27 protein-coding genes are annotated in these 25,167 nt (G+C 50.8%); 21 read left to right on the forward strand and 6 right to left on the reverse strand.

Going from position 1 to position 25,167, the window contains the following annotated elements; genetic code table 11:
- Positions 1–273: 273 nt before the first annotated feature.
- Entirely contained in the window at positions 274–600 is a 327-nt protein-coding gene (locus ACQY18_RS01030; protein WP_428038509.1) for a winged helix-turn-helix transcriptional regulator, read from the reverse strand.
- Positions 601–742: 142 nt separating this feature from the next.
- On the opposite strand from ACQY18_RS01030, the gene ACQY18_RS01035 reads away from it, so the two are divergent.
- From ACQY18_RS01035 to miaA, 17 genes are all read left to right on the forward strand, one after another.
- Positions 743–1,186, forward strand: a complete 444-nt coding sequence (locus ACQY18_RS01035; protein WP_428038510.1) for a cupin domain-containing protein — start codon at positions 743–745, stop codon at positions 1,184–1,186.
- A 95-nt stretch (positions 1,187–1,281) separates the two neighbouring features.
- The gene (locus tag ACQY18_RS01040; RefSeq protein ID WP_428038511.1) at positions 1,282–2,208 is read left to right on the forward strand and encodes a hypothetical protein; all 927 of its coding nucleotides are present in this window, start codon (positions 1,282–1,284) and stop codon (positions 2,206–2,208) included.
- Positions 2,209–2,298: 90 nt separating this feature from the next.
- Entirely contained in the window at positions 2,299–3,228 is a 930-nt protein-coding gene (locus ACQY18_RS01045) for a hypothetical protein (RefSeq protein WP_428038512.1), read from the forward strand.
- A 93-nt stretch (positions 3,229–3,321) separates the two neighbouring features.
- A complete protein-coding gene (locus ACQY18_RS01050) occupies positions 3,322–4,305 on the forward strand; it encodes an AAA family ATPase (protein WP_428038513.1) in 984 nt (327 codons plus the stop codon).
- A gap of 18 nt (positions 4,306–4,323) precedes the next feature.
- The gene (locus tag ACQY18_RS01055; RefSeq protein WP_428038514.1) at positions 4,324–5,211 is read left to right on the forward strand and encodes a DUF58 domain-containing protein; all 888 of its coding nucleotides are present in this window, start codon (positions 4,324–4,326) and stop codon (positions 5,209–5,211) included.
- Position 5,212: 1 nt separating this feature from the next.
- Positions 5,213–6,241, forward strand: a complete 1,029-nt coding sequence (locus ACQY18_RS01060; RefSeq protein WP_428038515.1) for a hypothetical protein — start codon at positions 5,213–5,215, stop codon at positions 6,239–6,241.
- Positions 6,241–7,368, forward strand: coding sequence for a VWA domain-containing protein (locus ACQY18_RS01065; protein ID WP_428038516.1), 1,128 nt, complete (start codon positions 6,241–6,243; stop codon positions 7,366–7,368). Before ACQY18_RS01060 ends, ACQY18_RS01065 begins: the two co-directional genes overlap by 1 nt.
- 1 nt (position 7,369) lies before the next feature.
- On the forward strand, positions 7,370–8,407 hold the full coding sequence (locus tag ACQY18_RS01070) for a vWA domain-containing protein (protein WP_428038517.1): 1,038 nt from the start codon (positions 7,370–7,372) through the stop codon (positions 8,405–8,407).
- Positions 8,408–8,411: 4 nt separating this feature from the next.
- The gene (locus tag ACQY18_RS01075) at positions 8,412–9,077 is read left to right on the forward strand and encodes a tetratricopeptide repeat protein (RefSeq protein WP_428038518.1); all 666 of its coding nucleotides are present in this window, start codon (positions 8,412–8,414) and stop codon (positions 9,075–9,077) included.
- A gap of 6 nt (positions 9,078–9,083) precedes the next feature.
- Positions 9,084–10,919: a BatD family protein gene (locus ACQY18_RS01080; protein ID WP_428038519.1), complete on the forward strand. Its 1,836-nt coding sequence runs from the start codon at positions 9,084–9,086 to the stop codon at positions 10,917–10,919.
- Positions 10,916–11,635, forward strand: coding sequence for a tetratricopeptide repeat protein (locus tag ACQY18_RS01085; protein ID WP_176777190.1), 720 nt, complete (start codon positions 10,916–10,918; stop codon positions 11,633–11,635). Before ACQY18_RS01080 ends, ACQY18_RS01085 begins: the two co-directional genes overlap by 4 nt.
- A 20-nt stretch (positions 11,636–11,655) precedes the next feature.
- Positions 11,656–12,213, forward strand: coding sequence for an SIS domain-containing protein (locus ACQY18_RS01090; protein ID WP_176777189.1), 558 nt, complete (start codon positions 11,656–11,658; stop codon positions 12,211–12,213).
- Between the two features lie 6 nt (positions 12,214–12,219).
- Positions 12,220–12,672 carry a ribose 5-phosphate isomerase B gene (gene rpiB, locus ACQY18_RS01095; protein ID WP_428038520.1) on the forward strand — a complete coding sequence of 151 codons (453 nt, stop codon included), beginning with the start codon at positions 12,220–12,222 and terminating at the stop codon, positions 12,670–12,672.
- Between the two features lie 25 nt (positions 12,673–12,697).
- Positions 12,698–14,365 carry a glucose-6-phosphate isomerase gene (locus ACQY18_RS01100; protein WP_176777187.1) on the forward strand — a complete coding sequence of 556 codons (1,668 nt, stop codon included), beginning with the start codon at positions 12,698–12,700 and terminating at the stop codon, positions 14,363–14,365.
- A gap of 53 nt (positions 14,366–14,418) precedes the next feature.
- The gene (gene miaB, locus ACQY18_RS01105) at positions 14,419–15,651 is read left to right on the forward strand and encodes a tRNA (N6-isopentenyl adenosine(37)-C2)-methylthiotransferase MiaB (RefSeq protein WP_176777186.1); all 1,233 of its coding nucleotides are present in this window, start codon (positions 14,419–14,421) and stop codon (positions 15,649–15,651) included.
- Positions 15,652–15,653: 2 nt separating this feature from the next.
- A complete protein-coding gene (locus ACQY18_RS01110; protein WP_176777185.1) occupies positions 15,654–16,118 on the forward strand; it encodes a PilZ domain-containing protein in 465 nt (154 codons plus the stop codon).
- A gap of 78 nt (positions 16,119–16,196) precedes the next feature.
- On the forward strand, positions 16,197–17,135 hold the full coding sequence (miaA, locus tag ACQY18_RS01115; RefSeq protein ID WP_428038521.1) for a tRNA (adenosine(37)-N6)-dimethylallyltransferase MiaA: 939 nt from the start codon (positions 16,197–16,199) through the stop codon (positions 17,133–17,135).
- Between the two features lie 99 nt (positions 17,136–17,234).
- Here miaA and ACQY18_RS01120 read toward each other — a convergent pair whose 3' ends face one another.
- Positions 17,235–17,726 (reverse strand): type IV pilin protein, encoded by a 492-nt coding sequence (locus ACQY18_RS01120; RefSeq protein ID WP_428038522.1) that lies wholly within the window; start codon positions 17,724–17,726, stop codon positions 17,235–17,237.
- Positions 17,727–17,812: 86 nt separating this feature from the next.
- On the opposite strand from ACQY18_RS01120, the gene hflX reads away from it, so the two are divergent.
- Positions 17,813–19,051, forward strand: a complete 1,239-nt coding sequence (gene hflX / locus ACQY18_RS01125) for a GTPase HflX (protein ID WP_428038523.1) — start codon at positions 17,813–17,815, stop codon at positions 19,049–19,051.
- Here hflX and ACQY18_RS01130 read toward each other — a convergent pair.
- Complete coding sequence (locus ACQY18_RS01130) at positions 19,044–20,036, reverse strand: trypsin-like serine protease (protein WP_176777181.1); 993 nt, start codon at positions 20,034–20,036, stop codon at positions 19,044–19,046. The two genes, hflX and ACQY18_RS01130, sit on opposite strands and share 8 nt — an antisense overlap.
- 89 nt (positions 20,037–20,125) lie before the next feature.
- On the opposite strand from ACQY18_RS01130, the gene plsY reads away from it, so the two are divergent.
- Genes plsY through ACQY18_RS01145 form a run of 3 tightly spaced genes read left to right on the forward strand, consistent with a single transcriptional unit; the run spans position 20,126 to position 22,025 of the window.
- On the forward strand, positions 20,126–20,758 hold the full coding sequence (gene plsY / locus ACQY18_RS01135) for a glycerol-3-phosphate 1-O-acyltransferase PlsY (RefSeq protein WP_176777180.1): 633 nt from the start codon (positions 20,126–20,128) through the stop codon (positions 20,756–20,758).
- Positions 20,745–21,749, forward strand: coding sequence for an NAD(P)H-dependent glycerol-3-phosphate dehydrogenase (locus tag ACQY18_RS01140; protein ID WP_428038524.1), 1,005 nt, complete (start codon positions 20,745–20,747; stop codon positions 21,747–21,749). Before plsY ends, ACQY18_RS01140 begins: the two co-directional genes overlap by 14 nt.
- 15 nt (positions 21,750–21,764) lie before the next feature.
- The gene (locus ACQY18_RS01145) at positions 21,765–22,025 is read left to right on the forward strand and encodes an HU family DNA-binding protein (RefSeq protein ID WP_176777178.1); all 261 of its coding nucleotides are present in this window, start codon (positions 21,765–21,767) and stop codon (positions 22,023–22,025) included.
- Between the two features lie 81 nt (positions 22,026–22,106).
- On the opposite strand, the gene ACQY18_RS01150 is transcribed toward ACQY18_RS01145, so the two are convergent.
- The 3 genes from ACQY18_RS01150 to ACQY18_RS01160 are packed head-to-tail and all read right to left on the reverse strand — an operon-like array spanning position 22,107 to position 25,166.
- A complete protein-coding gene (locus tag ACQY18_RS01150) occupies positions 22,107–22,826 on the reverse strand; it encodes a hypothetical protein (RefSeq protein ID WP_428038525.1) in 720 nt (239 codons plus the stop codon).
- Position 22,827: 1 nt separating this feature from the next.
- A complete protein-coding gene (gene queF / locus ACQY18_RS01155) occupies positions 22,828–23,229 on the reverse strand; it encodes a preQ(1) synthase (protein ID WP_428038526.1) in 402 nt (133 codons plus the stop codon).
- The gene (locus ACQY18_RS01160) at positions 23,226–25,166 is read right to left on the reverse strand and encodes a heavy metal translocating P-type ATPase (protein ID WP_428038527.1); all 1,941 of its coding nucleotides are present in this window, start codon (positions 25,164–25,166) and stop codon (positions 23,226–23,228) included. The genes queF and ACQY18_RS01160 overlap by 4 nt, the downstream gene beginning before the upstream one ends.
- Between the last annotated feature and the right edge of the window lies 1 nt (position 25,167).

Below are 25,167 nucleotides of genomic sequence, written 5' to 3' on the forward strand. Positions count from 1 at the left end.
ATCCTTACTACTCTTTTATTAAAGCAAATATTTTTACGATTGTCAAGCTTTTTTTATTTTAAGTTTCAATCCGTTAAAAACTTTACTTTCTGACTACTTTTATATTAAAGCAGTTTTTAATTTGTTTGTCAAATCTTTTTTTCAAAAATCTTTTTGCCGTTTCTAGCGGCTACATATATTATTAAAACATTTTTATAAAAAAATGTCAACACATTTTTTTTATTTGCCCGGCCGCTTGATCCGGCTCTCTGTTTTACTTATATATATGATACATTATTTTTTAAGGTTGCGGCGATATTTTTCCCCCCATGCGGCCATTTCACCCAATACCGGCTGCAAAGAAAGCCCCGTCTTGGTGAGCGTATATTCCACCCTCGGTGGAACCTCGGCAAATACTTTGCGCGAAAGAAGTTTGCTTTCTTCTAATTCCTTTAAGTTGCTTGTAAGCACTTTTTGGGAACACCCCACGCTTTTTTTTAATTCCCCAAAGCGTTTGGTGCCTGTCAGCAAATCCCTTATAATAAGGATTTTCCACTTATTGCCGATTAATTTGAGCAACACCGCCACCGGGCATGGCGGCAAATTCTTTTTTGTAATCATATTATTTATTATACTCTATTAGTTTCTTTTTGGCTACTAGCATACAAAAAAGTGCCTACTTTACAAAAGATACTAATAAAACGCAAAATAATAATGTCAGCCGGGCAAACAAACCGCCCGCTTATGTATAAGGAGATACAACATGAAAAAATTGGATATTAAAAATTATCAAAAAGAAAAAGGCCAGTTTGTAAACGCCAACGGGGCCGAATTTACCGTTAAGCCGGTCATCGCGCAAGAGGACGTTTCTACCTTGCACGCCAACTTTGTGGAAGTGGAACCCGGCCACTTTGCCTATGGCTACCACTGGCACGAAAGAAACGAAGAAGTGTTTTATATTATTTCCGGCACGGCCGCCGTGCAAACCAAAGATAAGGAAATTACCTTGCACGCGGGAGATGCCATTACATTCCCCACCGGGCCGGAGGGCGCGCACGTTATCCGCAACGCTTCCGACAAGGAAAAACTGGTTTATTTGGATTTTGGCAGTGAACACCTGCCGGAAATTTGCCACTTCCCCCAAATCAACAAAATGTTGGTGGTCCGCCAAAACGGCCTTACTTTTTACGACGAACCCGCTAAATAAAACCTTAAAACCCCGCCCGGCAAAGCGGGGTTTATTTTGCTTGCCAATAGGGTAGAAATCGGGCATAATAATAAAGATAAACACGGAGATAAAAAATGAAAATTAAAATTCAAGACCCGAACCTTTCCATCATCAGCCATTTGTGGATTTTCTATCTATATATCTTTATTTTTTCACTTATTTTTATTCCGCTGTTTTTGAAAGATGCGCTTTCTTGGGCCGCATACAACCAGGTTGCCCGGGAAATTTGCGAAGGGAACGGCATGATTTGCTTACTGGCCGCCAAAGCGTTCCCCTGGGCGGCGCTGGCCCTTTTGGGCGTGAGCTTTCACCTTATATATAAGGCGTTTTTTTCTGCCGACGCCAAACGCAACCGGGTCCGCACGCTGGAACTGCGGCCCGAAGGCGTAAAATTGGAATACACCAAACAAACAATGCCCGTCTTACTACCGTACGCGGAAACACAATTTGTATTAACGGTAAAGTGTGCCACGGTATCCACCCGACACGGCACTTTTCCGATAGTCCGCTTTTGTGATTTTTCTTTTTCACAAGGCACTCAAACTTACTCGTTCCGGCACGCCCGGATAAACCCCTTTTCCGCTATCACTAAACTGCTAGGAGCAGAACACGCTTTCAAAAAGTTTGAGCTGAAAGTGGAGCCGCTTTCGGAAAAATACGCGCACTTGCCGGAGGACAACCCGCTCCTTGCCAAGGTGGAACAGATGAATCCTTTTTCGGATAACCGCGCGGCGGAGATTATCCGCACCCGCCTGGAAGACTTCCGCAAATACGGGCTTATTTGCCGGTTTTCCGACGAAAACCGCTCTTTGTTGATGTATTTTTCCTTTATTTTTTTGTTTGCCTGGGGTTCCCTGGCGGTGCTTGCTTATGTACTCCGAGATTTCATTATGTTTTGTTGTTTTTTGCCGTTTTTGGTTTTGGCGCTTTGTTTCTTTATCCCGTGGTATAAAGATAACCGAATTGCCAAACAACTGGCCCGCTTGAAAGGGAAAAAATAATTTTTCCGTTTCCGGCGCTCCACGCCCTAATCAACCCTAAAACAGGGCGGGCGGAAAATTTTGTGCAGGATTTACAAACAGGAGATAAGAATGAAAATCAAAATCAAAGACCCCTCCACCTTATTTGGTGCCCACTCTTGGATTGCCTTGCTATATATTATTTTTTTTATGCTCGCGCTCAGCCCTTTAATGTGGGAAAAAGGTTCCTTTTCCTGGGCCGCGTACAACCAATTAGCTTTGGAATTTTGCGAAGGGAGCGGGATTGTTTGCTTGCTGGCATTCAAAATATTCCCCTGGTTGGCGTTAGCCTTGGTGGGTTTAACGATTTACCGTATCTATACAATATTTTTTTCGCCGAAGCGGCCCAAAAATAAAATCCGCACCGTGGAATTTTTGCCCGAAGGCGTACAGTTGACCTACACCAAACAACCGCGGCCCGTTCTGCTACCGTACGGGGAAACACAATTTATATTAGCGGCAAAATGTGCAACGGTGGCTAACAAGTTCTGTTCTTTTCCAAAGGTTATATTCTGTGAATTTACTTTTTTACAAGAAAATAAAACCATTTCGTTTCTGCACTACGAAAAGAATGCTATAAAAATGATTATCAACCTATTGAAAAAAGAAAATGCTTTCAAAAAGTTTGAACTAAAAGTAGACGCCGCTTCGGACCTTTCCAAGTATACTACTAAGGTTAATCGTTCCCAAGCCTCCAAAGGAATTATTGGCGCCATATTTGAAGAACAAGCGGCAGATTCTATCCGTGCCACGTTGGAAGATTACCGCAAATATGGCCTGATTTGCCGGTTTAGCAAAGAAGAACGCGAAACACTTGTGTATTTCTTCTTTGCACATCTTATTTTGAGCGGCATGATTGGATACGAGTTATATAAACAACCAAGTGTTACGCGTATTGTATTTGTGGCCCTTTTTCTATCTACTGGTTTATTGTTTATCTACCTTTGGTACCGAGATAACCAAATTGCCAAACAACTGGCCCGCTTGAAAGGAAAAAAATAACCCCTTTTAGGCTTTTACTGGGCGCACAATTTATTTATAATATAGGAAAGCAAACACCGTTTGCCACCGCCCGCACGGGCACAAGGGGGAACCATGGATATTAACACCTTAAATAAACAAGTTCAGCAAGAGAGCCTTTTTCTGCAAGACTTAAAACGCGAAGTAGGCAAGGTAATTGTAGGGCAGGAAGATTTACTGGAAAAAATGCTCGTGGCCCTGTTGGCCGACGGACACATTTTAATTGAAGGCGTGCCGGGTTTGGCTAAAACCCTGGCCGTAAAAACGCTTGCGCAAGCCATCCACGCGCAGTTCCAGCGCATCCAGTTCACGCCGGATTTACTGCCGGCCGATATTACGGGCACGCTGATTTTCAACCCCAAAGACGGTGTTTTTTATCCCAAACGCGGGCCGGTGTTTTCCAACTTTGTGTTGGCGGACGAAATTAACCGTTCCCCGGCCAAAGTGCAAAGCGCTTTACTGGAAGCCATGCAGGAACGCCAAGTGACCATTGGCGAAAAAACGTATGCGCTCCCGGCGCCGTTTATGGTGATGGCAACCCAAAACCCGGTAGAGCAGGAAGGCACTTACCCCCTGCCGGAAGCGCAAGTGGACCGCTTTATGCTTAAAGTGTTGGTGTCTTACCCCACGCGCGAAGAAGAAAAACTGATTTTGGAACGCATGGCCTCCCACCAAAAGTTGGCCGTTAATACCAACGTGACGCCGGAAATGATTATGCGCGCCCGCCAGGTGACCGACGGAATTTATGTGGACGAAAAAATCAAAAATTACATTGTAAATTTGGTTTTTGCCACCCGCGAACCCAAAGAGGCGGGGCTTGAAAAATTATCCTCTTTTATTGCCTACGGGGCCAGCCCGCGCGCAACTATTTTCTTAACGCAGGCGGCCAAGGCGTATGCGTTCTTAAACGGGCGCGGCTACGTCACGCCGGAAGACATCAAAGCCATCGGGTTAGATGTACTGCGCCACCGCGTATTGCTCACTTACGAAGCCGAAGCCGAAAACGTGACGGCGGACCAAATCGTCAAACAGATTTTTGAAGCCGTAGACGTGCCGTAAACGGTGCCTGGGGGCAGTATGGATACCGCGGAAATCCTAAAAAAGGTACGCCAAATAGAAATTCAGACCAATAAACTGGTGTCTGAAACCTTTGCCGGGGAATATTTAAGCGCATTTAAGGGGCAGGGTATTGAATTTGCCGAAGTGCGCGAATACACCCCGGGGGACGACGTGCGCGCCATTGATTGGAACGTGACGGCCCGCACCGGCGTACCGTTCATCAAAAAATACAACGAAACCCGCGAACTGACCCTGGTTATCGCCTGCGACGTTTCCGCCTCCCAGCGTTTTGGCTCGGTAGATAAACTAAAACAGGAAACCGCCGCCGAACTGGCCGCGCTGTTTGCCTTTTCCGCCATGCGCAATAACGATAAAGTGGGTCTGCTTTTATTTTCTGACAAAATAGAGCTGTTCGTGCCCCCTAAAAAAGGCAAAAAACATATTTTGCGCTTAATACGCGAATTGGTAGCCTTTGAGCCGCAGGGCCGCGGTACGGATATGGCGCTTGCACTAAAAACACTGGTGCAGGTGTTGCGCCGGCAAGGGATTTTGGTACTGATTTCGGACTATTTGTCCCCCCTGGAACAATTTGAAAAACCGCTGAAACTGGCGGCTAAAAAGTTTGATTTAATCCCGGTAGTCGTCACGGATAAACTGGAGCGCGGCCTGCCCGCGTGTGCGGCGTGCATGACGGTAGTAGACCCGGAAACCGGGCAAGAGGGCACCCTGGCTTTAACCGCCGCCATGAACGAGCGCTTGCAGGAAGATGCCCGGCAACGCACGGAAAATTTGACGAAACTTTTTAATCCCTTAAAAGTGGAGCCGATTACCGTGGACACCGCCCAACCGGCGGCCGACCCGGTAATTGCGTTTTTCCGCCGCCGCACCCGGCAATTAAAGAGGTAGCATGAAAAAATATATCACTTTAGTTTTGCTTTTTATGGCAGCAGTAGCCGGGTGGAGCCAAACGGCCGCCAAACAAGGGGCCGCCCAACCGCAAACGGCTCCGCAAGCCGCCGCGCCCGCCGGGGCACTTACGCCGGGGCAGGCCCCGCAAACAAGCCCGCAAGCCACCGCGGCGCCGGGGGTGGAATTTGCCCTTACGGAGCAAAAAATGCCCACGCAAGGGGTCTTTGCCGCGCCGCAAGAGGTGGTGTTTTCTTTTGCCTACACGCCGGATTACCACATTGTGCTGGACGAAACCTCCCTGCCAAAGGACTTTGGTTTTACCGCCAAACAGGGCGAAAGCAATTCCCCGGGCACTTATACATTCACTTTAACGGCGTTGCCGTTTACCTTAAAAGAGGCGCACTTTACCCCCCTTACTTTTCTTTTGCAAAACCAAGAGGGCAAAACGGTGGCCCGCCTGCAAACGGACGAAGCCACCTGGAACATCTCTAACGCCCAAACATTTAAGAAGAAAGACTTAAAAGAAATCCGCGACCCGCGCGCCCCGTGGAACTGGCTGTTGTGGGTGGCTGTTTTCATGGGCCTGGCCCTGGTGGCGGCGCTTATTATTTGGCTCGTTCTGCGCCGCAAAAACAAGGCTCTGCACATAGCTTTGCCGCAGGATAACCGCCCTTGTGACGTAATTGCCCTTTCTAAATTAGATGCGCTGGTGCAAAGCGGGCTGTGGGAACGCCAAGCCTACAAAACCTTTTATTTAACGCTAACGGATATTCTGCGTGAATACCTACTCAAACGCTTTGGGTTGGATACTTCGGCGGATACGTCTTTGGAAATGTTGCGCCGTTTGAAAAACAGCCACCAGGAACTCATTACGCCTTTGCTACCCCAACTGCGCCAGTTTTTAAGCTCCAGTGATTTGGTAAAATTCGCCCGCGCCGTACCGCCGGAACAGTACCGCAACCGGGACGTGCAAACCGTGCGGGAAGTGGTACAAAAAACACTCCCCCCTAAACCGGAGGCCCACTAATGCTTACTTTATTTTTAATTTCCTGCGGCGCATTAATTGCGGTATTGTTAAGCTCGCTACTAATCAAAACACCCGCCAAATGGTTTCACGCCCTCCTGGCCGGGGTAGCGGCCTGTATGGTTTTCTTTTTAATTGCGTTGTGTTTACAGCGCGTTTTTAAGGGCATAGCGGATTTTGTAAACCCGTGGGCGCTTTTGTTGGTTATCTTGCCGGCCGGCCTGCTGATTGCCAAAACCCTTTGGAAACAATCCTTCACCCCGCGCCTGGTTTATTCCCGCACCGCCGTATTGGCCGGAGGAAAAAACCTGCGCGCGGCACTGACCGAATGGCTCCCCAACCTGTTGTATGCCTTGGCGCTCACCCTGCTTGTGGTGGCATTGGCGCGGCCCGTATCCGTGGACCGCACCATTCTGCCGCCGACGGAAGGGATTGATATTATTTTGTTAATGGACGTTTCCGCCTCTATGCAACGGCAGGATTTCTACCCCAACCGCTTTACGGCGGCTATCCGCACGGCCGATAATTTTGTGCAAAAACGCTTAAATGACCGGATTGGCCTGGTGGTTTTCTCCCGCGCGGCTATGTTGCAGGCCCCGCTAACCCTGGACCACGAAGCCATCCGGGAACTTTTAGGCGCGCTCCATTTGGGAATTATTGACCCCAACTACACCGCCATTGGGGACGGTTTAGGGGTGGCAACCGCCCACTTAAAAGACAGCCAAGCCAAAAGCAAAGTGATTATTTTGCTGACGGACGGCGCCAATAACGCGGGCTCCATTGACCCGCGTTTAGCCGCCAAAGCCGCCCAGGCGTACGGTATAAAAGTGTATACGGTGGCTACCGCCAGCCCGCCGGGGAGCGGCATTTTTTCCAGTAATGAAGAAGAAATTGACGAAAGCCTGCTGTTGGAAATTGCCAACGAAACAGGCGGCAAATTCTACCGCGCTAAAAACGAAATGGAGCTTTCCAAAATTTACAATACCATTAATGAATTGGAAAAGACGGAATTTGCCCAAAGCATACAAACCAGCCAAAGCGATTTTTACTTGCCTTTTGTATTGGCGGGACTGTTGTGTTTGGGGTTGGGAATTCTGCTGGAAAAATTAATTTTAATCCGGGTGCCTTAATATGGAATTATTCGGTAAACCTATCTTTTTTATTTATTTTTTATTGGCCGCCGGGCTGACGGCCGCGGTGCTAGCGTTGGGAAAAGCGCGTAAAAACCGCATTATCAGCGCTTTGTTCGGGGCGGGAGCGTATCAAAAATTAACGCACGCGCTCCGGCTCAACCATACGGTAAATACCTGCTTTTTATTTGCCGGGCTGTTCTTTTTATTTGCGGCACTGGCGCGCCCCCAATGGGGAACGGAAATCGTACAGGCCCAAGGCCAATTTGCCCAAACCGTCATAGCGGTAGATGTGTCTGCCTCCATGAAAGCGCGCGATTTAACGCCCGACCGTTTGGCTAATGCTAAAAGTATGCTTTCTATGTTGGTTTCCAACTTAAAAGAAGAAAGAATCGGCATTATTGCGTTTACGTCGCAAGCGTTTATCCAATGCCCGGTGACGACTGACGAAGAAGCCTTAAAATACTTTATATCTTCCCTGCGGGCGGATATGCTGCCCGTGCCCGGCACCGCGCTTGCCAAACCGGTGGAATTAGCCGCGCGGATGTTAGCCAAATATCCCGGGCAAAAAGCGTTAATTTTGCTGACCGACGGCGAAGACCACGAAAAAGAGCAACTAAAAGCGGCCATTACGGCGGCGCAGAAAAACGGTTTGCGCGTAATTACTATCGGCATCGGCACGCAAGACGGAGAGCTGATACCGGATAAAGTGGATGCTACCGGCAAAGTGTTGGAATATAAAAAGGATAAATCCGGCAAAACGGTGGTCAGCAAATTGGACGAAAACGCCCTGATTGAACTGGCCCGCGCCACCAGCGGGGCGTACATTCACTATTCCACCCCCGCCCAAGTAGCCGCGCAGGTGGAAAAGAACTTAAAAGATTTAGATAAATCCACCGTTTCCGCCGGAGGACGGGCCCGCTATAAAGACCGCTACCAAATCCCGCTGGCGTTGGCTATTTTATGCTTTACCCTTTGGTTAGCCTGGCCGGCGCGCCGCCAAACCGGGGCGGTGGCGGCCGTAAAAAAGGTACAATAAAACTATGAAAAAGATTTTTTATACTTGCCTGACCCTTTTATTCAGCTCCGCCGCCATGGCCGGGGCCGCCGGGGATTTGGCTTCCGGCGGGCGCTTGTATAAAAAACAAAAATACGGGCAAGCGCTCCGGGCGTTCCAACAAGCGTTGCGCCGCCAACCGGGCAACCAGGAAGCCTTATTTAATATCGGCGCCGCCCATTACCGCTTAAAAGAATACCAATCTGCGCAAAGCGCCTGGAGAGCCGCCACCAAACAAAACGGCAAATTCACGCAAGACGCCCAATTTAATTTAGGCAACGCCTTTTACCGCGCCGACGATATGGATGGCGCTATTGCCGCGTACCGCCAGGCCGTTTTACTTAATCCGCAAGATAAAGAGGCCGTACACAACTTACAACTGGCGTTGGAAAAGAAACAGCAACAATCGGACTCCAAAAACCAGCAGAATCAAAACCCGCAAAACGATTCCCAAAACAAAGGCCAAAGCGGGCAAGGGGAACAGAACGAGCAAGGCCCGGCCCAACAAGACCCGCAACAACCGCAACCCCGCCCCGACCAAATGAAACAAGAAGAAGCCGACCGCGTGACCCAAATGGCTAAAGAAAACGAATACCGCCGCCCTATGCAAGCCACGTCCGCCGGGGGAGCCACGGTAGAAAAGGATTGGTAAAAAGATATGCGTAAACTTTTATTTTTTCTTTGGTGTTTTACCGCTACCGCCCTGGGGGCCGTCACGCTGACGGCTACGGTAGACAAAACCAATTTATCGTTAGATGACGAGCTGACCTTAACGGTGGAAATACGCGGGGCGGATATGAACTCCGCACCGCAGTTGCCCAGCCTGCCCGCTTTTAATGTCTATTCGCGGGATGTTTCCGCCATTAACATCAACGGACAGCAAACCAACACGTACCGCTATGTAATGTTGCCGCGTTTCCCCGCCAAAGCCACAATTGGCCCGGTCCGCTTTTTATATAACGGGCAAGAGTATCAAACGCAACCTATCAGCGTGAACATTTACCGCCGGATGCCCGCCGGGAAAACCGCCGGGGGCTCCGCACAAACCGGGGGCACCGCGCACACCGGGGGAATCCGTTTTGTTTCCGGCACCAACGCCAATAGCGGGCGCCGGGCTTTCGCGCCGGACCCGTCCCTTCCCCCCGCCTTAAATGCCGTTAATATGCAGGCGGAAGAGCGGGCCGGAAAAGGCTTTTTTATGGCGGCCGGGGTAAGCAGTTTATCGCCGTATGTCAACCAACCGGTAGAATTAATCGTGCGGTTTTATTATGCCGAGGCGTTTATAGACCAAGCGCCGTACAGCTCCCCCACCGTCAATAATATCTTTATGGAGCCGGTGGGCGCACAAACGGAAGGCACCCAAATTTTACGCGGGCGGATGTACCGCTATGTGGAACAAAAATATGCGCTTTCCGGCGTGAGCGCGGGCAAAGCCGTTATCGGCCCGGCCATGGTAAAATACCGCCTGGGCACCAACAATATGTTTTCCGCCTTTGACCGCCTGTTCGGCGGCGCCGCGGTGAGCGAAGAAAAAGTAGTCCAAACCGACCCCATTACCTTGCAAGTGCGCGCCGTGCCCGAAGCCGGCAAACCGGGCAGTTTCTATGGGGCGGTAGGCTCCGGCTTTACGTTAGCCGCCCAGGCAGACCGCACCCAGGTAGAAGCCGGCGAAGCCGTCAACCTGACCATTACCGTACGCGGGCCCGGCAACTTAAAACCCACCGCCGACTTAAAAATGCCGCCCATACGCGGGTTTAAGGTATATGATGTGGCGTCTAATTCCGTGGCGGTACCTACTGCCAACGGCACCCAAAGCGTAAAAACATTCACCACGGTTTTGGTGCCCGCGGCCGCCGGAATTTACACCATTGACCCGATTGAATGGAGCTATTTTAATCCGCGCACCCGGAAATATGTGACCCTGCGCACCCAACCGCTTTCCATACAAGTATCCCCGGCCACCCGCCAAAATACAGGCTACAATTTTGCCGGGGGCCCCTCCGATAATAACGGCATTAAACGCCTGGGAACGGACATACGCTACTTAAAAACTTCCCCGTTTGAACCGGCATACACGGGGCTCGCTACGCTAGGGAAAGCCAAATTTTGGCCGGTTGTATTTTTATTGGCCCCGGTTTTGTGCTTGTTGGGAGCCACCTTGGGTAAAAAATCCCTGCGGGCCAAACGCCCCTTATTAACGGCGCATGCGGCCCTTAAAAAAGCCACCACGGAAGCACAAATTTCGGAAGCGGTATCCGCTTTCTTGTTGCAACGCTTTAAGCTAAATACCGGCAGTTTGCAACTGCGGGAAATGATGCAAGCCCTGCAAAAACGCGGGGCGGATAAAGCTACGTTGCAGGCATTTTTGGCCCTGTGGCAACGCTTGGATGCGGCCCGGTTTGCCCCCCAACAATTAGGGCAAAACGAAACACAAGCCTTGGCCGCGCAAACGTGGGCTTTACTCAAACAATTAGACGGGGAGGCGCGCGCATGAAAAAATGGATATTGGCACTGGTAATCAGCATGGGGGCGCCGCTTTTTATATGGGCCCAAAATGCGGACAGCGCGGAAGAATACTACCGCCAAGGCCGCTACTCCGCCGCCCTGGGCGCGTACGAGGAACAACTGAAAAATGCCCCAAACAGCCCCTATCTTTACTACAATATAGGTAATTGCTATTTCAAAATGGGCAGTACCGGGTTGGCCGTAGCCAACTATTACCGGGCGTTCCGCCTGGACCCGCGGGATGAGGACATCCGCCATAACTTAAATTTGGCGTTGGAATCTGCCGGAGAAAAATTAGTGCCCGGCGGTGTGCCGGAAGTTTTGCATAAAGTTTATTTTTATTTTTCCGCGGCGGAACTGAAAGGGTTAAGCGTGCTGGCACTGGGGGTCTTTTCCTTACTGGCGTGCATTTGGCTGCTCAAACGCCGTTTGGGCCGCACCACGCTGGTTATGCTGGCCGTTTGGGTGGTAATAGCCGCCTGGGCCGGGAGCGTAAAGCGCCTGGAACAGGAAAACTGGGCGGTAGTAGCCGTGCCCGCGGCCGAACTGCGCAGTGGCCCGGGAATGAACTTCCCGGCCAGTGCCAATTTGTCGCAAGGGCATTTGGTCGTGGTGCAGGATACCCGCAACGCCTGGCAGGAAGTAGTAGTAAAATCCCAGGGGTTGCAAGGTTGGATGCCGGCAGACAGCCTGGAAAAAATTTAACATATTATAAAGAGGTGCTTATGTTTCTGGAACAAGAAGCGGACGAACTGATTAAAGCCGTAAACTATGTGAAAGAAAACCTGGCTAAACAGACGGAAGACTTAGCCGCCGAAATTATTAAATGTTTCAAAAACGGCGGAAAAGTAATTTTAATGGGGAACGGCGGGAGCGCGGGGGATGCCCAGCATATCGCCGCGGAATTTGTGGGCAGATTTAAGAAAGAACGCCCCTCTCTGCCGGCGTTGGCGTTAAATACCAACACTTCCACCTTAACCGCTATCGGCAACGACTATTCCTATGATGTAGTCTTTTCCCGCCAGATTGACGGGTTTGCCAAACCGGGGGATGTGGTTATCGGTATTTCCACTTCCGGCAACAGCCGCAACGTCTATTTGGCGTTGGCGCTGGCCAAACAAAAAGGGTGCTTTACCGCCGCGTTATTAGGTAAGGACGGCGGCACCATTAAAAACATAGCCGATTTACCGTTAGTAGTAAAATGGCCCAACACGCCCCGCGTGCAGGAGTGCCATATCTTTATAGGACACAGCGTGTGTGAATTAGTAGACCGCGCTTTTTAACCGTTTATGAAAATAGCTGTTGGAAATGACCATGCCGGTTTCCCGTTGAGAGAAACCGTTATCTCTAAGATAAAAGCTCTGGGCCACGAAGTGCTGGATTGCGGAACTACCGTACCCCAACGCGTGGATTACCCGGATTTTGCCTTCAAAACCGCCGCGTTGGTGGCTGAAGGTAAGGCGGACCGTGCCGTACTCATCTGCGGCAGTGGGATTGGTATGTGCGTAAGCGCCAACAAAATAAAAGGTATTCGCGCCTGCGTCTGCCATGACGACTACTCCGCCCGGCAAGGCGTAGAGCATGACAACCTGAATGTGCTTTGCCTGGGGGCAAGGGTAATCGGCCCCAGCGTGGCCGAAACCGTACTGGAACACTTTTTGGGCGCCGCTTTTATGGCGGGAACCCGCCACGAAGAACGCTTAAATAAAGTGCTAGCGGTTGAAGAACAAAATTTTAAGTAATCTAAAAAAAGGAATAACACGATATATGAATACAAAAGAAACACCGATGGCCGAAGGTATCATTCGCGAGGGCCTGATTAAACTGGACGGACTAAACTTTAACACCAAATTTTGGGCTAAAGATGCGTCCTTGTGGAAGCAAGATAAAGAATCCCAGGAATTTATCGTCAAATTCCTCGGGTGGCAAAAAGTATACAACTGGACCTTGGAACGCGCGGAAGAAATTTTGGCGTTCGCGGCCGACGTAAAACAAAATTTTAACCATGTGGTAGTAATGGGTATGGGGGGTTCCTCCCTGGCGCCGGAAGTTATCCGCACCGTATTCGGCAAACAAGCCGGCTACCCGGAACTGATTGTATTGGATACCACCAATGCGGATTGGATTAGCGCCGCCCGCGCCAAAATTGACCCGGCCAAAACGCTGTTCATTTTTGCCAGCAAATCCGGCGGCACGGTGGAGCCGTCTTCCCAATATGCGTTTTTTAATGACGAAGTTAAAAAAGCCGGCGTAAAAGACCCGGGCCAAAACTTCTGTGCCATTACCGATGCAGGCACCGGCCTGGAAGCATTAGCCAAGAAAAACAAATTCCGCAAAACGTTCATCAACCCTTCCGATATCGGCGGGCGCTTTTCCGCCCTGTCTATGTTTGGTATGGTGCCGGCGGCCTTAATGGGTGTGGACATTGTAAAACTGTTGGAAACCGCCAAAAAAGCGGCCGAAACCTTCGGCCCGGAAGCGGAAATGAAAAACAACGCGGCTTTACAGTTAGGCGCCTTTATGGGGGCCAGCTATGCCAACCACTCCAAAGATAAACTGACCATTTTGGCCCCGAAAGAATTAGCCGCCTTCGGCTTATGGGCCGAACAGTTGGTGGCGGAATCCACCGGCAAAGAAGGCAAGGGCGTGGTGCCCGTGGTGGGCGAAGGAATTGCCTTGCATTTTGACTACCGCGAAGACCGCATTTTTGTACATATTTCCTTGGATACGGAAGATGACAAGCGGGTGCGCGGCGTGACGGCGGATTTGGCCGAACGCGGCTACCCCGTTATGACGATTACCATGAACGACGTGTACGAACTGGGCGCCCAATTCCTGCTGTGGGAAATTGCCACGGCGGCGGCGGGAGCCATTATGGCTATCAACCCGTTTGACCAGCCCAACGTGCAAGCGGCAAAAACGCTCACCAAACAAATTTTGGGCAAATTGGAATCGCACGAAATCACGGACGAAGAACTCTACAAACCGTTTATGGTTGCCAAAGATTTGGAAGCCGAAGTAAAGGCAGACAATATCGCCCAAGATGTATTCTCCATTTTGGAAAGCAACGATTATATCGCCATTTTGCCGTATGTGTATCCGTCGGCGGAAGTGGAAAAAGCCTTGCTAGCACTGCGCGATAAAATTTTATCCCGCACCAAACGCGCCGTATTGTTTGGCTATGGCCCGCGCTATTTGCACTCCACCGGCCAGTTGCACAAAGGCGACGGCAACAACGGGGTGTTTATTATCCTGTCGGCCGACCCGGAAAACGACATCCAAATCCCGGGCCAGCATTACACCTTCGGGCAACTGTGCGCCGCACAAGCCTTGGGTGACTTCCGCGCCTTGGAAGAAAAAGGCCGCCGCGTAATTAAAATCCACCTCACGAAACCCGTGTTGGATGCGATTAACAACTTAAGCGCCAAATTCTAACTAAAACCCACAGAAAAGGCGGTCTTAACAGGGCCGCCTTTTCTTTTGAGCCCATGACACAAAAAGTATTTTTGCAAACCTTTGGTTGCCAAATGAATTTGGCCGACTCCGACGAAATGTTCAACCACCTGCGGGCACGCGGCGCCCAAAAGGCCCAAACGCCCGAGGAGGCGGACATCATTTTGGTAAATACCTGCACCGTGCGGGAACACGCCGAACACCGCGCCGTATCCTTTTTAGGGCGCCTGGCTAAATGGAAAAAAGAGCGCCCGGGCCGCATTATTATTTTTGCCGGATGCGCGGCCCAACGGTTGGGAAACCAATTAAAAAAAGAATTTCCGTTTTTGGATATTGTCGCCGGGGCCAAAAGTATGGATACTTTTTCCGCCCTGCTGGATAAAAGCGGACTCTTTCCCCCCGCCCAAGAAGTTTTGCCCCCGCAAACGGAAGGCTTAACCGGCTATGTGACCATTATGCGCGGGTGTGATTTCCGCTGTACTTACTGCATTGTGCCGTATGTGCGCGGCGGCGTAAAATGCTTACCGCACGAACAAATTTTGCAGGAAGCGGCCCAAAAAGCCGCGCAAGGCGCCAAAGAAATTATGCTTTTGGGCCAAACGGTAAACGCATACCGGGACGGCAACGTCAGCTTTGCGGATTTATTAAACCGCGTCAGCCAAGTGCCCGGCGTGGAGCGCGTGCGGTTTATGAGCCCGCACCCGGCCTATATCACGCCGGATTTTTTGGCGGCCGTGCGGGATAACCCCAAAATTGCCAAACACATCCACCTGCCTATCCAAAGCGGCTCCACCGCCGTTTTGCAGGCGATGAAACGCGGCTACACGCGGGAAATTCTGCTTGAAAAACTAGCCGCCTTAAAAGCGTGCGGCATGACGGTATCCACGGATATTATCGTCGGTTTCCCCACGGAAACGGAGCAGGACTTTCAAGACACGCTAACCCTGGTGGATGAAGCCCGGTTTTTTGCCGCCTATTGTTTTAAGTATTCCCCGCGCCAAGGCACTCCGGCCGCCCAAATGGAACTCCTGCCGGAACAAACACTGGAAGAACGCCTGGATATTTTGTTAAATAAAGTAAGGGATTTAAGCGCACGCGCTTACACTGCCCAAGTGGGCACGCACCAACAGGTGCTTATGGAAACCGAAAACAAGGGCCGTACCTCTAACAATTTTTGGGTAAAGACCACAAAAAATTATAAAATAGGCAGTGTGGTACCCGTGGAAATTACCCGCGCGGACGGCACCCTTTTATTTGCCAAGGAGTAAATATGAATAAGAAAAATTTTTCCGAAAAAAGACGTCACCCCCGCATGCCGGTCATCAGCAATTTGATTGAACCCGTCAACCTGTTTTACAAAACGCAAGACGGAAAAGAAACCAGCCTGGTGGCCATACTGGCGGATTTATCCGCTTCCGGCATGCGGATGATTAGCTTTTTGGGCGCTCCGTTGGCGGACCATTTTTCCATCAGCCTGCAGTTGCCAGGCACGGATAAAATGGAAATTGATGCCAAACTGGCGTGGGTAAAACAACGCGAAAACGTATACACCATTGGTATTGAGTTTACCAAAATCAATGACAAATACGCCAAGATGATTAGCGAAATGGCCGACGATTTTAACGATTGCGACACCCGCATTTTGTTAAAACTGCCGGATGTGTGCGTGCCTACCTGCAAATGCTGGCAGATTTGCAACAAAATCCAAAAAGACGAATCTTTATTTGAAAAATAAGGCGTTTTTATTAAACAGGGCCGGAGGGAACTAAAACTCCCCCGGCCCTTTTTGCTTTATATTTATTAAAATATGTGTATGAAACCCATTGTTATTTGCGGCCCCACCGCCTCCGGCAAGACGGAACTGGCCCTGTTTTTAGCCCGCCGCTTGGGCGGAGAAATTATCTCGGCCGACTCCCGCCAAACCTACAAATACCTGACCGCCGGAACCGCCAAACCCGCCGGGCAGTGGCAGGCGGGGCGTTATTTGGTGGAAGAAACCCCCTATCACTTAGTAGATTTTTTAGAGCCGCAAGAAGTTTTTAATGCGGGCGCTTTCGTGCAAAAAGCCCGGCAGTTATGGCTGGAAAATCCGCAAACGCCGTTTATTTTTGCCGGGGGAACCGGGATGTGGTTGCAAGCCTATTTTGTGGGTATGGATAATCTGCCCCCCTCCACTCCGCAAACCCGCCAACGGTTGGAAGATTTACTGGCCCGGCAAGGCAAAGAGGGCGTACACCGCGTGCTGGAAACCTTGGACCCCCAAAGCGCGGCGCAAATTCCCGCAGGCAACATTCAGCGCACCATGCGCGCGGTGGAGCTTTGTTGGCTGACGGGCAAAAAAGCCAGCCAAGTCCGCTCGGGCAAATTCCACACGTTGCCGGACCCGCAAAAAGCGGCGTTTGTGTACTTGAATTGGGATAAAACCGCCCTGGACGAACGTATCCGCCTGCGCACGCAAGCCATTTTTGAACCGATGTGCCGGGAGGCCCAAGCGCTCCTCGCGCAAGGCGTGCCCCCGGAGGCCCCGGCCCTAAAAAGTTTGGGCTATCCGCAAGCCCTGGCCTATTTGGAAGGCCGCCTGAACGCACAAGAAGCGCAAGAGCAAATCCGCCTGCTCACCCGCCAATACGCCAAACGCCAACGCACTTGGTTCAACCGCTACACCAACGCGTTGCGGCTAGACTTGCAAACCGTGCCCGATTTTAACCTGCCCGAACTGGCGGAAAAAATCTGCCGTTTTGCCGGGATATAAAGAGATAAAACGCCCCGGGTTTTCGCCCGGGGTTTAGGGTGCGCCGTATATAAAAAATCCACCCGCCGTACAGGCCGGGCGGATAAATCTGTTTCTTTTTTATTTTTCCCAATACTGGTCGCCGGACTTGGTCCAGCCGAAAGATTTACAAATTTTAGTGCCCAAAGTGTCATTACACCCTTGGCCGGTGGCCACCCAACAAAAGCCTTTGCCGGCATTGGTATCCCCGGAATAATCCAACATGATTTCATAATTATTACACATTTTACTGCGGTTGGACGCCGCCACACGGTTTCCGCCGTGCAACAGCAAATAACTGTTTCCGGTATTGGCATAAGAAATGCTTGCATTATCCGCCGCGGCAGTGCCGCCGGCAGGCATTTCTATATCCAATTCATCAAACCGGGTAGCATAGCGCCCATTGGCTAAATAAAATGTTTCCTGCGCATTTTTAATACTGCGGGAAAGCGTTATCATTTCCGTATACCGCGCTTTTGCCACCGCCACCGTATATTGCGGCAGTGCCACCCCGGCCAATATGCCGATAATTAAAACAACCACCAATAATTCTATTAATGTAAAACCTTTCATTTTTTCCTCCGGCTTAAAAGCTAAAAGCCATTATATCAAATAAAGAAAGCCTGCGACGCGGGCGGCAAACTTTATAAAATAAAAGTATGGAAAAAGTTATTTTGGTGGGAGCCCGCCTAAAAAATGCCCCGGTGGAAGAATATTCCCTGGCCGAGTTAAAGCGTTTGACCCATACCGCCGGGGGCACGGTATTAAAAACGGTTCAAGTGCGCCTGCAAGCCTTTAATGCCGCCACGCTTATCGGGTGCGGCAAACTGGAAGAACTGGCCCTGGAAGTACAGGCGCTGGAAGCCGACACCGTTATTTTTGATGATGAAATTTCCCCCGCCCAACAAAATAATTTGGAAGAAATCCTCCCCGCCAAAGTGATAGACCGCACCCGCCTGATTTTAGATATTTTTGCCCAACGCGCCCGCACCCAGGAAGGCAAATTACAGGTGGAACTGGCCCAATTAAAATATTTATTGCCCCGCTTGGGCGGCAAGGGCACGGCGCTCATGCAACAAAAAGGCGGCATTGGGTTGCGCGGCCCCGGGGAAACCAAACTGGAGTACGATAAACGCCGCCTGCGCCTGCGCATCAGCAAACTGGAAAAAGAAATAGACACCGTAAAAGCCGGGCGGGAACTGCGCCGCCAACGCCGCAGCCAAATCCCCCTGCCGCAAATTGCCCTGGTAGGCTACACCAACGCCGGGAAAAGCACCCTCTTAAACGCGCTGACCCACACCCAAAGTGTATATGCGGATGATAAACTTTTTGCCACGTTAGACCCCACCACCCGCCGGGTGCGTATGCCCAGCGGCGGGGAAATGCTGTTTACGGACACGGTGGGATTTATCCAAAAATTACCGCACAGCTTGGTCACGTCTTTCCGGGCCACGCTGGAAGAAACCGCTTTTGCGGACGTAATTTTGCATATCCAGGATGCGTCTTCCCGCAAGCGCACTGCACAGGCGCAAACCGTCTGCCGGATTATTACGGATTTACAGGCCCAGCACATCCCGGTTATAGATATTTTTAATAAGGCGGATTTACTTTCCCCCGCGCGGGCGGAATTATTGCGCGCCCAAAACCCAAACGCCGTTTTCATTAGCGCCGCCAACGGGGCCCACTTGCAAACTTTACTGCGCCGGGTGGAACAAGCCATCAGCTATAAATGGCAAGTCCGCACGCTTACATTGCGCGCGGACCAATTAAATAAAATCGGGGCCGTTTATGAAAAATCCCTGGTCATTCACCAAACCCCGCAGGCAGACGGCGGCTTGCAATTAACCGTTATGGCTACCGTAGGGAACTACCAAAGTTTACAAAAACACCTTAATTAGCTTGGGCGTTATCCAAGGTTTTAATAATGCGGGTAAATTTTTCGTTCGTCAGTTCGGCCGCCTGCGGAACCGCTCCCACAGAAAACACCCCCGGCACATGGCCGCGGATAAAGGCGGACACCGCACTGGTAAACCCGGTAAACACAAAATACGCATCCGCATTTTGCAAGGTGGAAACGGCCTTGCCGTCGGCATCCTTAAATTGCATACGGTTGCCCTTGCCGGTAAAAGACATAGACACCACCCCCACCAACTGCCCGTCCGCCGTAAACACGCCGCCGCCGGAATTGCCTTGCCGCACGCCGAAATCGGTAGATACAAAATGTTGGAGTTCGCTGATAAAATACGCTTGCCCGCCGGCGTTATACAGCCAGGATACGCCGCCGTTTTCCACCCGGGGAACGGCAATAGCGGGCGTTAAGCGGGCCGATACGGCGGCATCAAACGTCAGTAGCCGCGGGCGCTTGGCGTTCCACTGGGCGCGGGATTCCGGGTAGACGTCCAGTTGTTTTTCAAACTGCTCCCGCGAAAAACGCTTCCCGCCGCGCGGGGCAAAAAAAGCCCAATCCCGCTCTTGCGGGGCCAGGCGGATGAGCGCCACATCAAAACTACTACTGCGGTTTTGGCGCGGATTATACCCCGGGAAAATAAACACATTTTTCTTTTGCGCCCCACTGCGCACGCGCACTTGGGCGGCCAAATCATCCTGTGGGGCGGAAACTACATCCACCTGTACGGTGCAATTTTGGTTATTGCGGCAGAAATCATACACACAATGCGCCGCCGTAAGCAGCCAATCCGGCGTAATGCGCACGGCCTGGCATTGGGCGCTCATCAGTTTTTCGGAAGACGTTTCGTCCCCCCATACGGTAATGGCTTTTTGCACCAAAAAGGCATCTTCGTTTACGGCAATATCCGCCTGTGCCTGCGCCAAGGCGGCACACAAAACACACAAAAAGGTTAAAAAATAATATTTTATTTTCATACTTACAGTGTATATAAAAAATGCAAAAAACGCCACTTTATCCGCATAAGAGCCCAACCTAACCCCCAAAATTTAATATAATGATTTATATGACTATTACCCTGTTAATTTTAATCAGCTATTTCCTGGGAGCCGTTCCGACCGGCTACCTGATTGCCAAGAAAACCATGGGCATAGACATCCGTGAACACGGCTCCGGCAACCCCGGCGCCGCCAATGTGTACCGTACCGTAGGCAAATGGGCCGGGGTCAGCACGTTTTTGGTAGATGCCTTAAAAGGGTTTATTCCCGTTTGCGCGGCCTTAAAATTGTGCGCCGGGCACCCGTACCGTTATTGGGTGGCTATCGCGTGCGGCACGATTGCCATTTTGGGCCACATGTGGACGATTTATCTTAAATTCCGCGGCGGCAAAGGGGTGGCTACCTCGGCCGGCGTTTTTGCGGCTTTGTTGCCTATTCCCACCGCTATTGCGTTTGGCGTATTTGTAATTTGCGTGGCCTTGTGGGGGCGTATTTCCATCGGCTCCATTTTTGCGTGCGTGGCGTTGCCTATTGCCAGCTTTTTTATCGGCAAGCACCCCATGGGCGTAAACGTCATGGTGACGGCCATTTCCCTTTTGGTTATTTACAAGCATGTACCTAACATTAAGCGCCTGTTGGCTCATAAAGAGCTAAAGTTTGAAGACGGCGCCAAAAAGAGAAAAGAAAATGTCCATCCATAACATTACCGTTTTCGGCGCGGGGATTTGGGGCAGTGTAATTGCCCAACATTTAGCTAAAAAAGGCTACCGCGTGTCTTTGTGGGAATATTCCGAGCCGCTGCTCAATGTATTAAAAACCAGCGGCACGCACCCGAATATTCCCAATTTTAAGTTGCACGACAACATCCGCCTGACCGGGGACGTTGCCGAAGCCGTGAAAGATACGGATATGCTGGTGTTTGTGATTTCTTCCAAAGCTATCCGCGCGTTCTGCCGGGAGCAATTAAAACCGCTCCTAAACGGCAAAGCGGTGCCTGTGGTCAGTGCGTCCAAAGGCATTGAAGATAAATCTTTCAAAACGATTTGTGAAATTGTGGAAGAAGAACTGCCCCAAATAAAAGGGATGGCCCTGGCCTTTAGCGGCCCGAGCTTTGCCTTGGAAGTAGCGCAAAATGTGCCTACCAAAATTATGTTGGCCGGAACGGACGACGTTTTGACCGGGCAAATTGCGCAAGTATTTAACGGGGACCCCATTATTGTAGTGCCCGCTAAAGACCGCCGCGGTGTGGAATACGGCGGGGGCATTAAAAACGTGTTAGCCATCGGGTGCGGCGTGATTGACGGTATCGGTGACGGCGCCAACGCCAAAGCCGCCCTGATTACGCAAGCCCTGGCGGAAATGAACGATATTACCGTCAGCCAAGGCGGCGCGGCCAATACCGTGTACAGCCTAGCCGGGTTTGGTGACGCCATTTTAACAGGTATGTCCGCCATTTCCCGCAACCGCCGCTTGGGCGAAAAGCTGGGCGCCGGCCTAACGCTGGAAGAAGCCAAAAAAGAAGTAGGCACTATTGCCGAGGGCGTAAATACCGTACAAAGCGTGTATGATATTGCCCGTAAAAACCATTTACAAACCCCCATTATAGATGCCATTTGGCAAATTGTTTGCCAAGGCAAAAAGCCCCATGTATTATTACATGCCATGGGTTTTACCAACCGGGGCAATAAATAGGAAGGAACGATTGTTATGAATAAAGATGATGTGATACGCCATTTAACCCGCCACGTATTAGACAAAAAACAGGCTAAAACGTCGGTAGATAAAGTATTTGAAATTATTAAACACGGCCTGAAAAGAGATGGCAAAGTAGTTATTAGCAATTTTGGCTCTTTCCATTTGAAAATGGCCCGCCCGGTCACGCGCCACAACCCCAAAACCGGGGAAAAGGTGCAAGTGCCCGCCAAGCAAAAAGTACGGTTTAAGCCGTCCGAAAATCTGCTTAAATAAGTATTTTTTCCGTCTGCATTATATATACATGAAAAGCCCCCGGGTTTATTTGCCCGGGGGTTTTTATAGTCAAACCATATTTTACAATACTTGTTTTAAGGTGAGTGGCAAGGCAGACTTTTGAACCGCCTTGGCGCTGTGGGTGTTTATTTTTTTATCCAACCCGAAGATATTTACCCGGTATAACACCAATAAATGGCCGTCCTGGGTTTGCACGTCATCAATTTCAAACACTTTATCCGGCAAGTTGCTGTCGGACTCCAACACCACCACCATTTGTTTGTTGAAATCCACTTGCGGATATTCCCCGCGGGCGGATTGTTTGAACTTTTTATAATCGGCGGTACTTTTGATAACACGCGCTTTGACGGGAGCATTAATCATGGTGATTTTGCTTTCTTCGCCCGCCGCAACCGGGGCCGGCTGAACGCCCGTGGAAACCACGCTGGCACCGTCCGGCAAGGTGACGGAGGTGGTTTTGACCGGGGTTTCTTCTTCGCCCGGTTCCGGCATACGCAGGGCAATACCCGCCATACCTTCCACCTTAATTTTGGAAAGTTGGGAAGAAAGCTCCGCCGAATCCACATACTCCGGCTCTTTTACTTCCACCACGCCTTGCGCCGGGGAGGCACCTTTCATATCCACCACTTGCACGCTTTCCCCCGCGGGCGCAAGCGGCATTTCCCGGGGTTCTTCCGAGGAGGCAGAAACGCCGGGGCGCACGGCAAAGTGCATGACCAGCATCCCCAGCGCAAATACCGCAATAAAAGAAAGCCCCAACAGCACGGTTTTTTTGTTCATATTATTTCTTCTCGTATTTGGCTACAATTACGGAGCGCAAACCGCCGCGCGGCGTAAACGTACCCGTGACGGTGGCCTTTTTGGGGTGGCAGGCTTTTACCACGTCATCCAAAATTTTATTGGCGATATTTTCCATAAAAATACCCATATCGCGGTATTCCAACAAATAATATTTCAGAGATTTTAATTCCAAGCACAATTCATCCGGGATGTATTCAATGGTAATGACCCCAAAGTCCGGCAGGCCGGTTTTCGGGCAGACGGAAGTAAATTCCGGCAGCTCAATTTTAATATTGTAATCGCGTTTATACTGGTTCTGCCAGCATTGGATTTCCGGCAATACAGCATCCGCGTTTTTCCGCGCGTGGGCGGTGGTATAACCAAAATCAATATCGTTCGTCATTTTATGTTTAATAACCTCACTGAATTAAAAAATATCAAAGCGGCTCCGCCCGTCAGCCCGCCGGGTATTATATACCACGCCAGGGGCTCCCGGGCCACAAAAAGCACATAGGCCGCCAGCGCGCCGCCCGCTAAAAAGGATAATACCAAATTAGCCGTCACCGCGCGACGCATTTTTTTATGTAATGCAAACAAATCCGTAATGGCGGATAAATTCCCCCGCTTGATAATAATATCCACCCAATTATTATAGACGTTGCGGCCCGAAAAGAACACCAGGCTCACGTCCGAGCGCAACAGGGCAATAATATCGTTGAAACCGTCCCCCACCATGGCTACTTTTTGGCCCAACGCCCGCAAGTTGCTTACAATTTCCGCCTTGGTTTGCGGGAGTACATTAAAATTCATTTTTTCTATGCCCGCCTGGCGCGCCACCGCCCCCACGGAATCTTCGTTATCGCCGGAAACGACAATCACCTCTTTCTTCCGTTCATGCAGGAAAGAGACCATTTCCGCCGCCCCGGGGCGCAAGGTATCGGACAAAACAAAATAACCCAAAAACCGGTCATTTTTAGCCACGCAAATTAACGGGTTTTGCCGGGAAGTATCTTCCACCCGGGTTTGGATTCCCCGCTCCAACAGCCAGCTTTCCCGCCCGCACATAATTTTATCCCGCCCGCAAACTGCCAAAACGCCCATGCCGGGCAATACGTCAAAACAGGTTAATTTGCGGGTGCGGACTTTATGCTGGGCGACATACAAATTGACCGCTTTGGCAAAAGGGCCGTCCACCTGCTGTTCCGCCGCGGCGGCCGCTTCCAACAGTTGTTTTAAGGCCACCCCTTGCGCGGCAAACACCCCGCTTACGCGCAACTCCCCATACGTCAGCGTGCCGGTTTTATCAAAAAATAACGTCTTTGCCTCCGCCAAGCGGTGCAGAGCCTCCGGGTTTTGCAATATAATCTGGCGGCCGCGCGCCCCGCCCCGGGCAAAAAGTTCTGCCAACCAGACGGAAAACACCAACGCGGGCGAACACGCAAACGCCAACACTATCAAAAAAACCCCGCTATAATGGGCCCAATCCGGCTGTGCGGCCGTATATAGCCCCCACGCATAAGCCGCCCCCGCCAACACCACGGCAGACGGCACGAGCCATGCGCTGGCTTTATCCAGCGGGCTAACGCCGGGGGAGCGGATAATTTCGCTATTTTTTACGGCGTCTACAATCCCCATGACGGCAGAGCGGTTTAACAACCCGGTGACGGTAATATACAAATCGTCCGTTTTATTTAAGGTGCCGGCAAACACGCGGCTGCCCTTTCTTTTGGAGGCCGGCAACATATTGCCGGTAATAATGCCCTCATTAACGGCACTGGTGCCCTTGGCTACCAGGCCGTCGCACGGGATACGCTCCCCGGGGCGCACCAAAATCAAATCATCCGGGCGCAACTCCCGCGCAAACACTTTATATTGTTTCCGCTCCCGCAGAACACGGGCGGATTTAGGTAAAAAATCGTCCAATTTTTTAATAAAAACATGGGTGCGCTCCTTCTTTAACACTTCCCGGCGCATTACCCACAACGCCAACACGGTAAGCAGGGCACATTCCCCATATAAATTTTCCGGCAATCCGGCAATAGGGCGGGCCGTAAAAGTTTTAAGCAGAGAATACGCAAACGCGGCGGAAACAGACAGGCTCACCAAACACGCAAAGCTGATACGCCCGGAAGCGGCATCCTGCAACGCGGCGCGGTGAAAAACATCCGCACAGAACAAATACATACATAAGGAAAGAATAAAAATACCCGTACCGGCATAATCGCCCGCTACGGCAAACAGAATAAGCCCGCACAAAACTACGGCTATTGCCAGCCGGGTTGTAAAAGAGCTGGACGGTATGGCAAATGCCGCAGAACGGACAGAAGAAGGGCTCGTCATA

The sequence above is a fragment of the Candidatus Avelusimicrobium faecicola genome, assembly GCA_900540405.1.
Lineage (GTDB): Bacteria > Elusimicrobiota > Elusimicrobia > Elusimicrobiales > Elusimicrobiaceae > Avelusimicrobium > Avelusimicrobium faecicola.

Excerpts from the sequence above, each read along its gene's own strand:
- ACQY18_RS01030 (WP_428038509.1), bottom strand. The coding sequence starts at position 600 with ATGATTACAAAAAAGAATTTGCCGCCATGCCCGGTGGCGGTGTTGCTC.
- ACQY18_RS01035 (WP_428038510.1), top strand. The coding sequence starts at position 743 with ATGAAAAAATTGGATATTAAAAATTATCAAAAAGAAAAAGGCCAGTTT.
- ACQY18_RS01040 (WP_428038511.1), top strand. The coding sequence starts at position 1,282 with ATGAAAATTAAAATTCAAGACCCGAACCTTTCCATCATCAGCCATTTG.
- ACQY18_RS01045 (WP_428038512.1), top strand. The coding sequence starts at position 2,299 with ATGAAAATCAAAATCAAAGACCCCTCCACCTTATTTGGTGCCCACTCT.
- ACQY18_RS01050 (WP_428038513.1), top strand. The coding sequence starts at position 3,322 with ATGGATATTAACACCTTAAATAAACAAGTTCAGCAAGAGAGCCTTTTT.
- ACQY18_RS01055 (WP_428038514.1), top strand. The coding sequence starts at position 4,324 with ATGGATACCGCGGAAATCCTAAAAAAGGTACGCCAAATAGAAATTCAG.
- ACQY18_RS01060 (WP_428038515.1), top strand. The coding sequence starts at position 5,213 with ATGAAAAAATATATCACTTTAGTTTTGCTTTTTATGGCAGCAGTAGCC.
- ACQY18_RS01065 (WP_428038516.1), top strand. The coding sequence starts at position 6,241 with ATGCTTACTTTATTTTTAATTTCCTGCGGCGCATTAATTGCGGTATTG.
- ACQY18_RS01070 (WP_428038517.1), top strand. The coding sequence starts at position 7,370 with ATGGAATTATTCGGTAAACCTATCTTTTTTATTTATTTTTTATTGGCC.
- ACQY18_RS01075 (WP_428038518.1), top strand. The coding sequence starts at position 8,412 with ATGAAAAAGATTTTTTATACTTGCCTGACCCTTTTATTCAGCTCCGCC.
- ACQY18_RS01080 (WP_428038519.1), top strand. The coding sequence starts at position 9,084 with ATGCGTAAACTTTTATTTTTTCTTTGGTGTTTTACCGCTACCGCCCTG.
- ACQY18_RS01085 (WP_176777190.1), top strand. The coding sequence starts at position 10,916 with ATGAAAAAATGGATATTGGCACTGGTAATCAGCATGGGGGCGCCGCTT.
- ACQY18_RS01090 (WP_176777189.1), top strand. The coding sequence starts at position 11,656 with ATGTTTCTGGAACAAGAAGCGGACGAACTGATTAAAGCCGTAAACTAT.
- rpiB (WP_428038520.1), top strand. The coding sequence starts at position 12,220 with ATGAAAATAGCTGTTGGAAATGACCATGCCGGTTTCCCGTTGAGAGAA.
- ACQY18_RS01100 (WP_176777187.1), top strand. The coding sequence starts at position 12,698 with ATGAATACAAAAGAAACACCGATGGCCGAAGGTATCATTCGCGAGGGC.
- miaB (WP_176777186.1), top strand. The coding sequence starts at position 14,419 with ATGACACAAAAAGTATTTTTGCAAACCTTTGGTTGCCAAATGAATTTG.
- ACQY18_RS01110 (WP_176777185.1), top strand. The coding sequence starts at position 15,654 with ATGAATAAGAAAAATTTTTCCGAAAAAAGACGTCACCCCCGCATGCCG.
- miaA (WP_428038521.1), top strand. The coding sequence starts at position 16,197 with ATGAAACCCATTGTTATTTGCGGCCCCACCGCCTCCGGCAAGACGGAA.
- ACQY18_RS01120 (WP_428038522.1), bottom strand. The coding sequence starts at position 17,726 with ATGAAAGGTTTTACATTAATAGAATTATTGGTGGTTGTTTTAATTATC.
- hflX (WP_428038523.1), top strand. The coding sequence starts at position 17,813 with ATGGAAAAAGTTATTTTGGTGGGAGCCCGCCTAAAAAATGCCCCGGTG.
- ACQY18_RS01130 (WP_176777181.1), bottom strand. The coding sequence starts at position 20,036 with ATGAAAATAAAATATTATTTTTTAACCTTTTTGTGTGTTTTGTGTGCC.
- plsY (WP_176777180.1), top strand. The coding sequence starts at position 20,126 with ATGACTATTACCCTGTTAATTTTAATCAGCTATTTCCTGGGAGCCGTT.
- ACQY18_RS01140 (WP_428038524.1), top strand. The coding sequence starts at position 20,745 with ATGTCCATCCATAACATTACCGTTTTCGGCGCGGGGATTTGGGGCAGT.
- ACQY18_RS01145 (WP_176777178.1), top strand. The coding sequence starts at position 21,765 with ATGAATAAAGATGATGTGATACGCCATTTAACCCGCCACGTATTAGAC.
- ACQY18_RS01150 (WP_428038525.1), bottom strand. The coding sequence starts at position 22,826 with ATGAACAAAAAAACCGTGCTGTTGGGGCTTTCTTTTATTGCGGTATTT.
- queF (WP_428038526.1), bottom strand. The coding sequence starts at position 23,229 with ATGACGAACGATATTGATTTTGGTTATACCACCGCCCACGCGCGGAAA.
- ACQY18_RS01160 (WP_428038527.1), bottom strand. The coding sequence starts at position 25,166 with ATGACGAGCCCTTCTTCTGTCCGTTCTGCGGCATTTGCCATACCGTCC.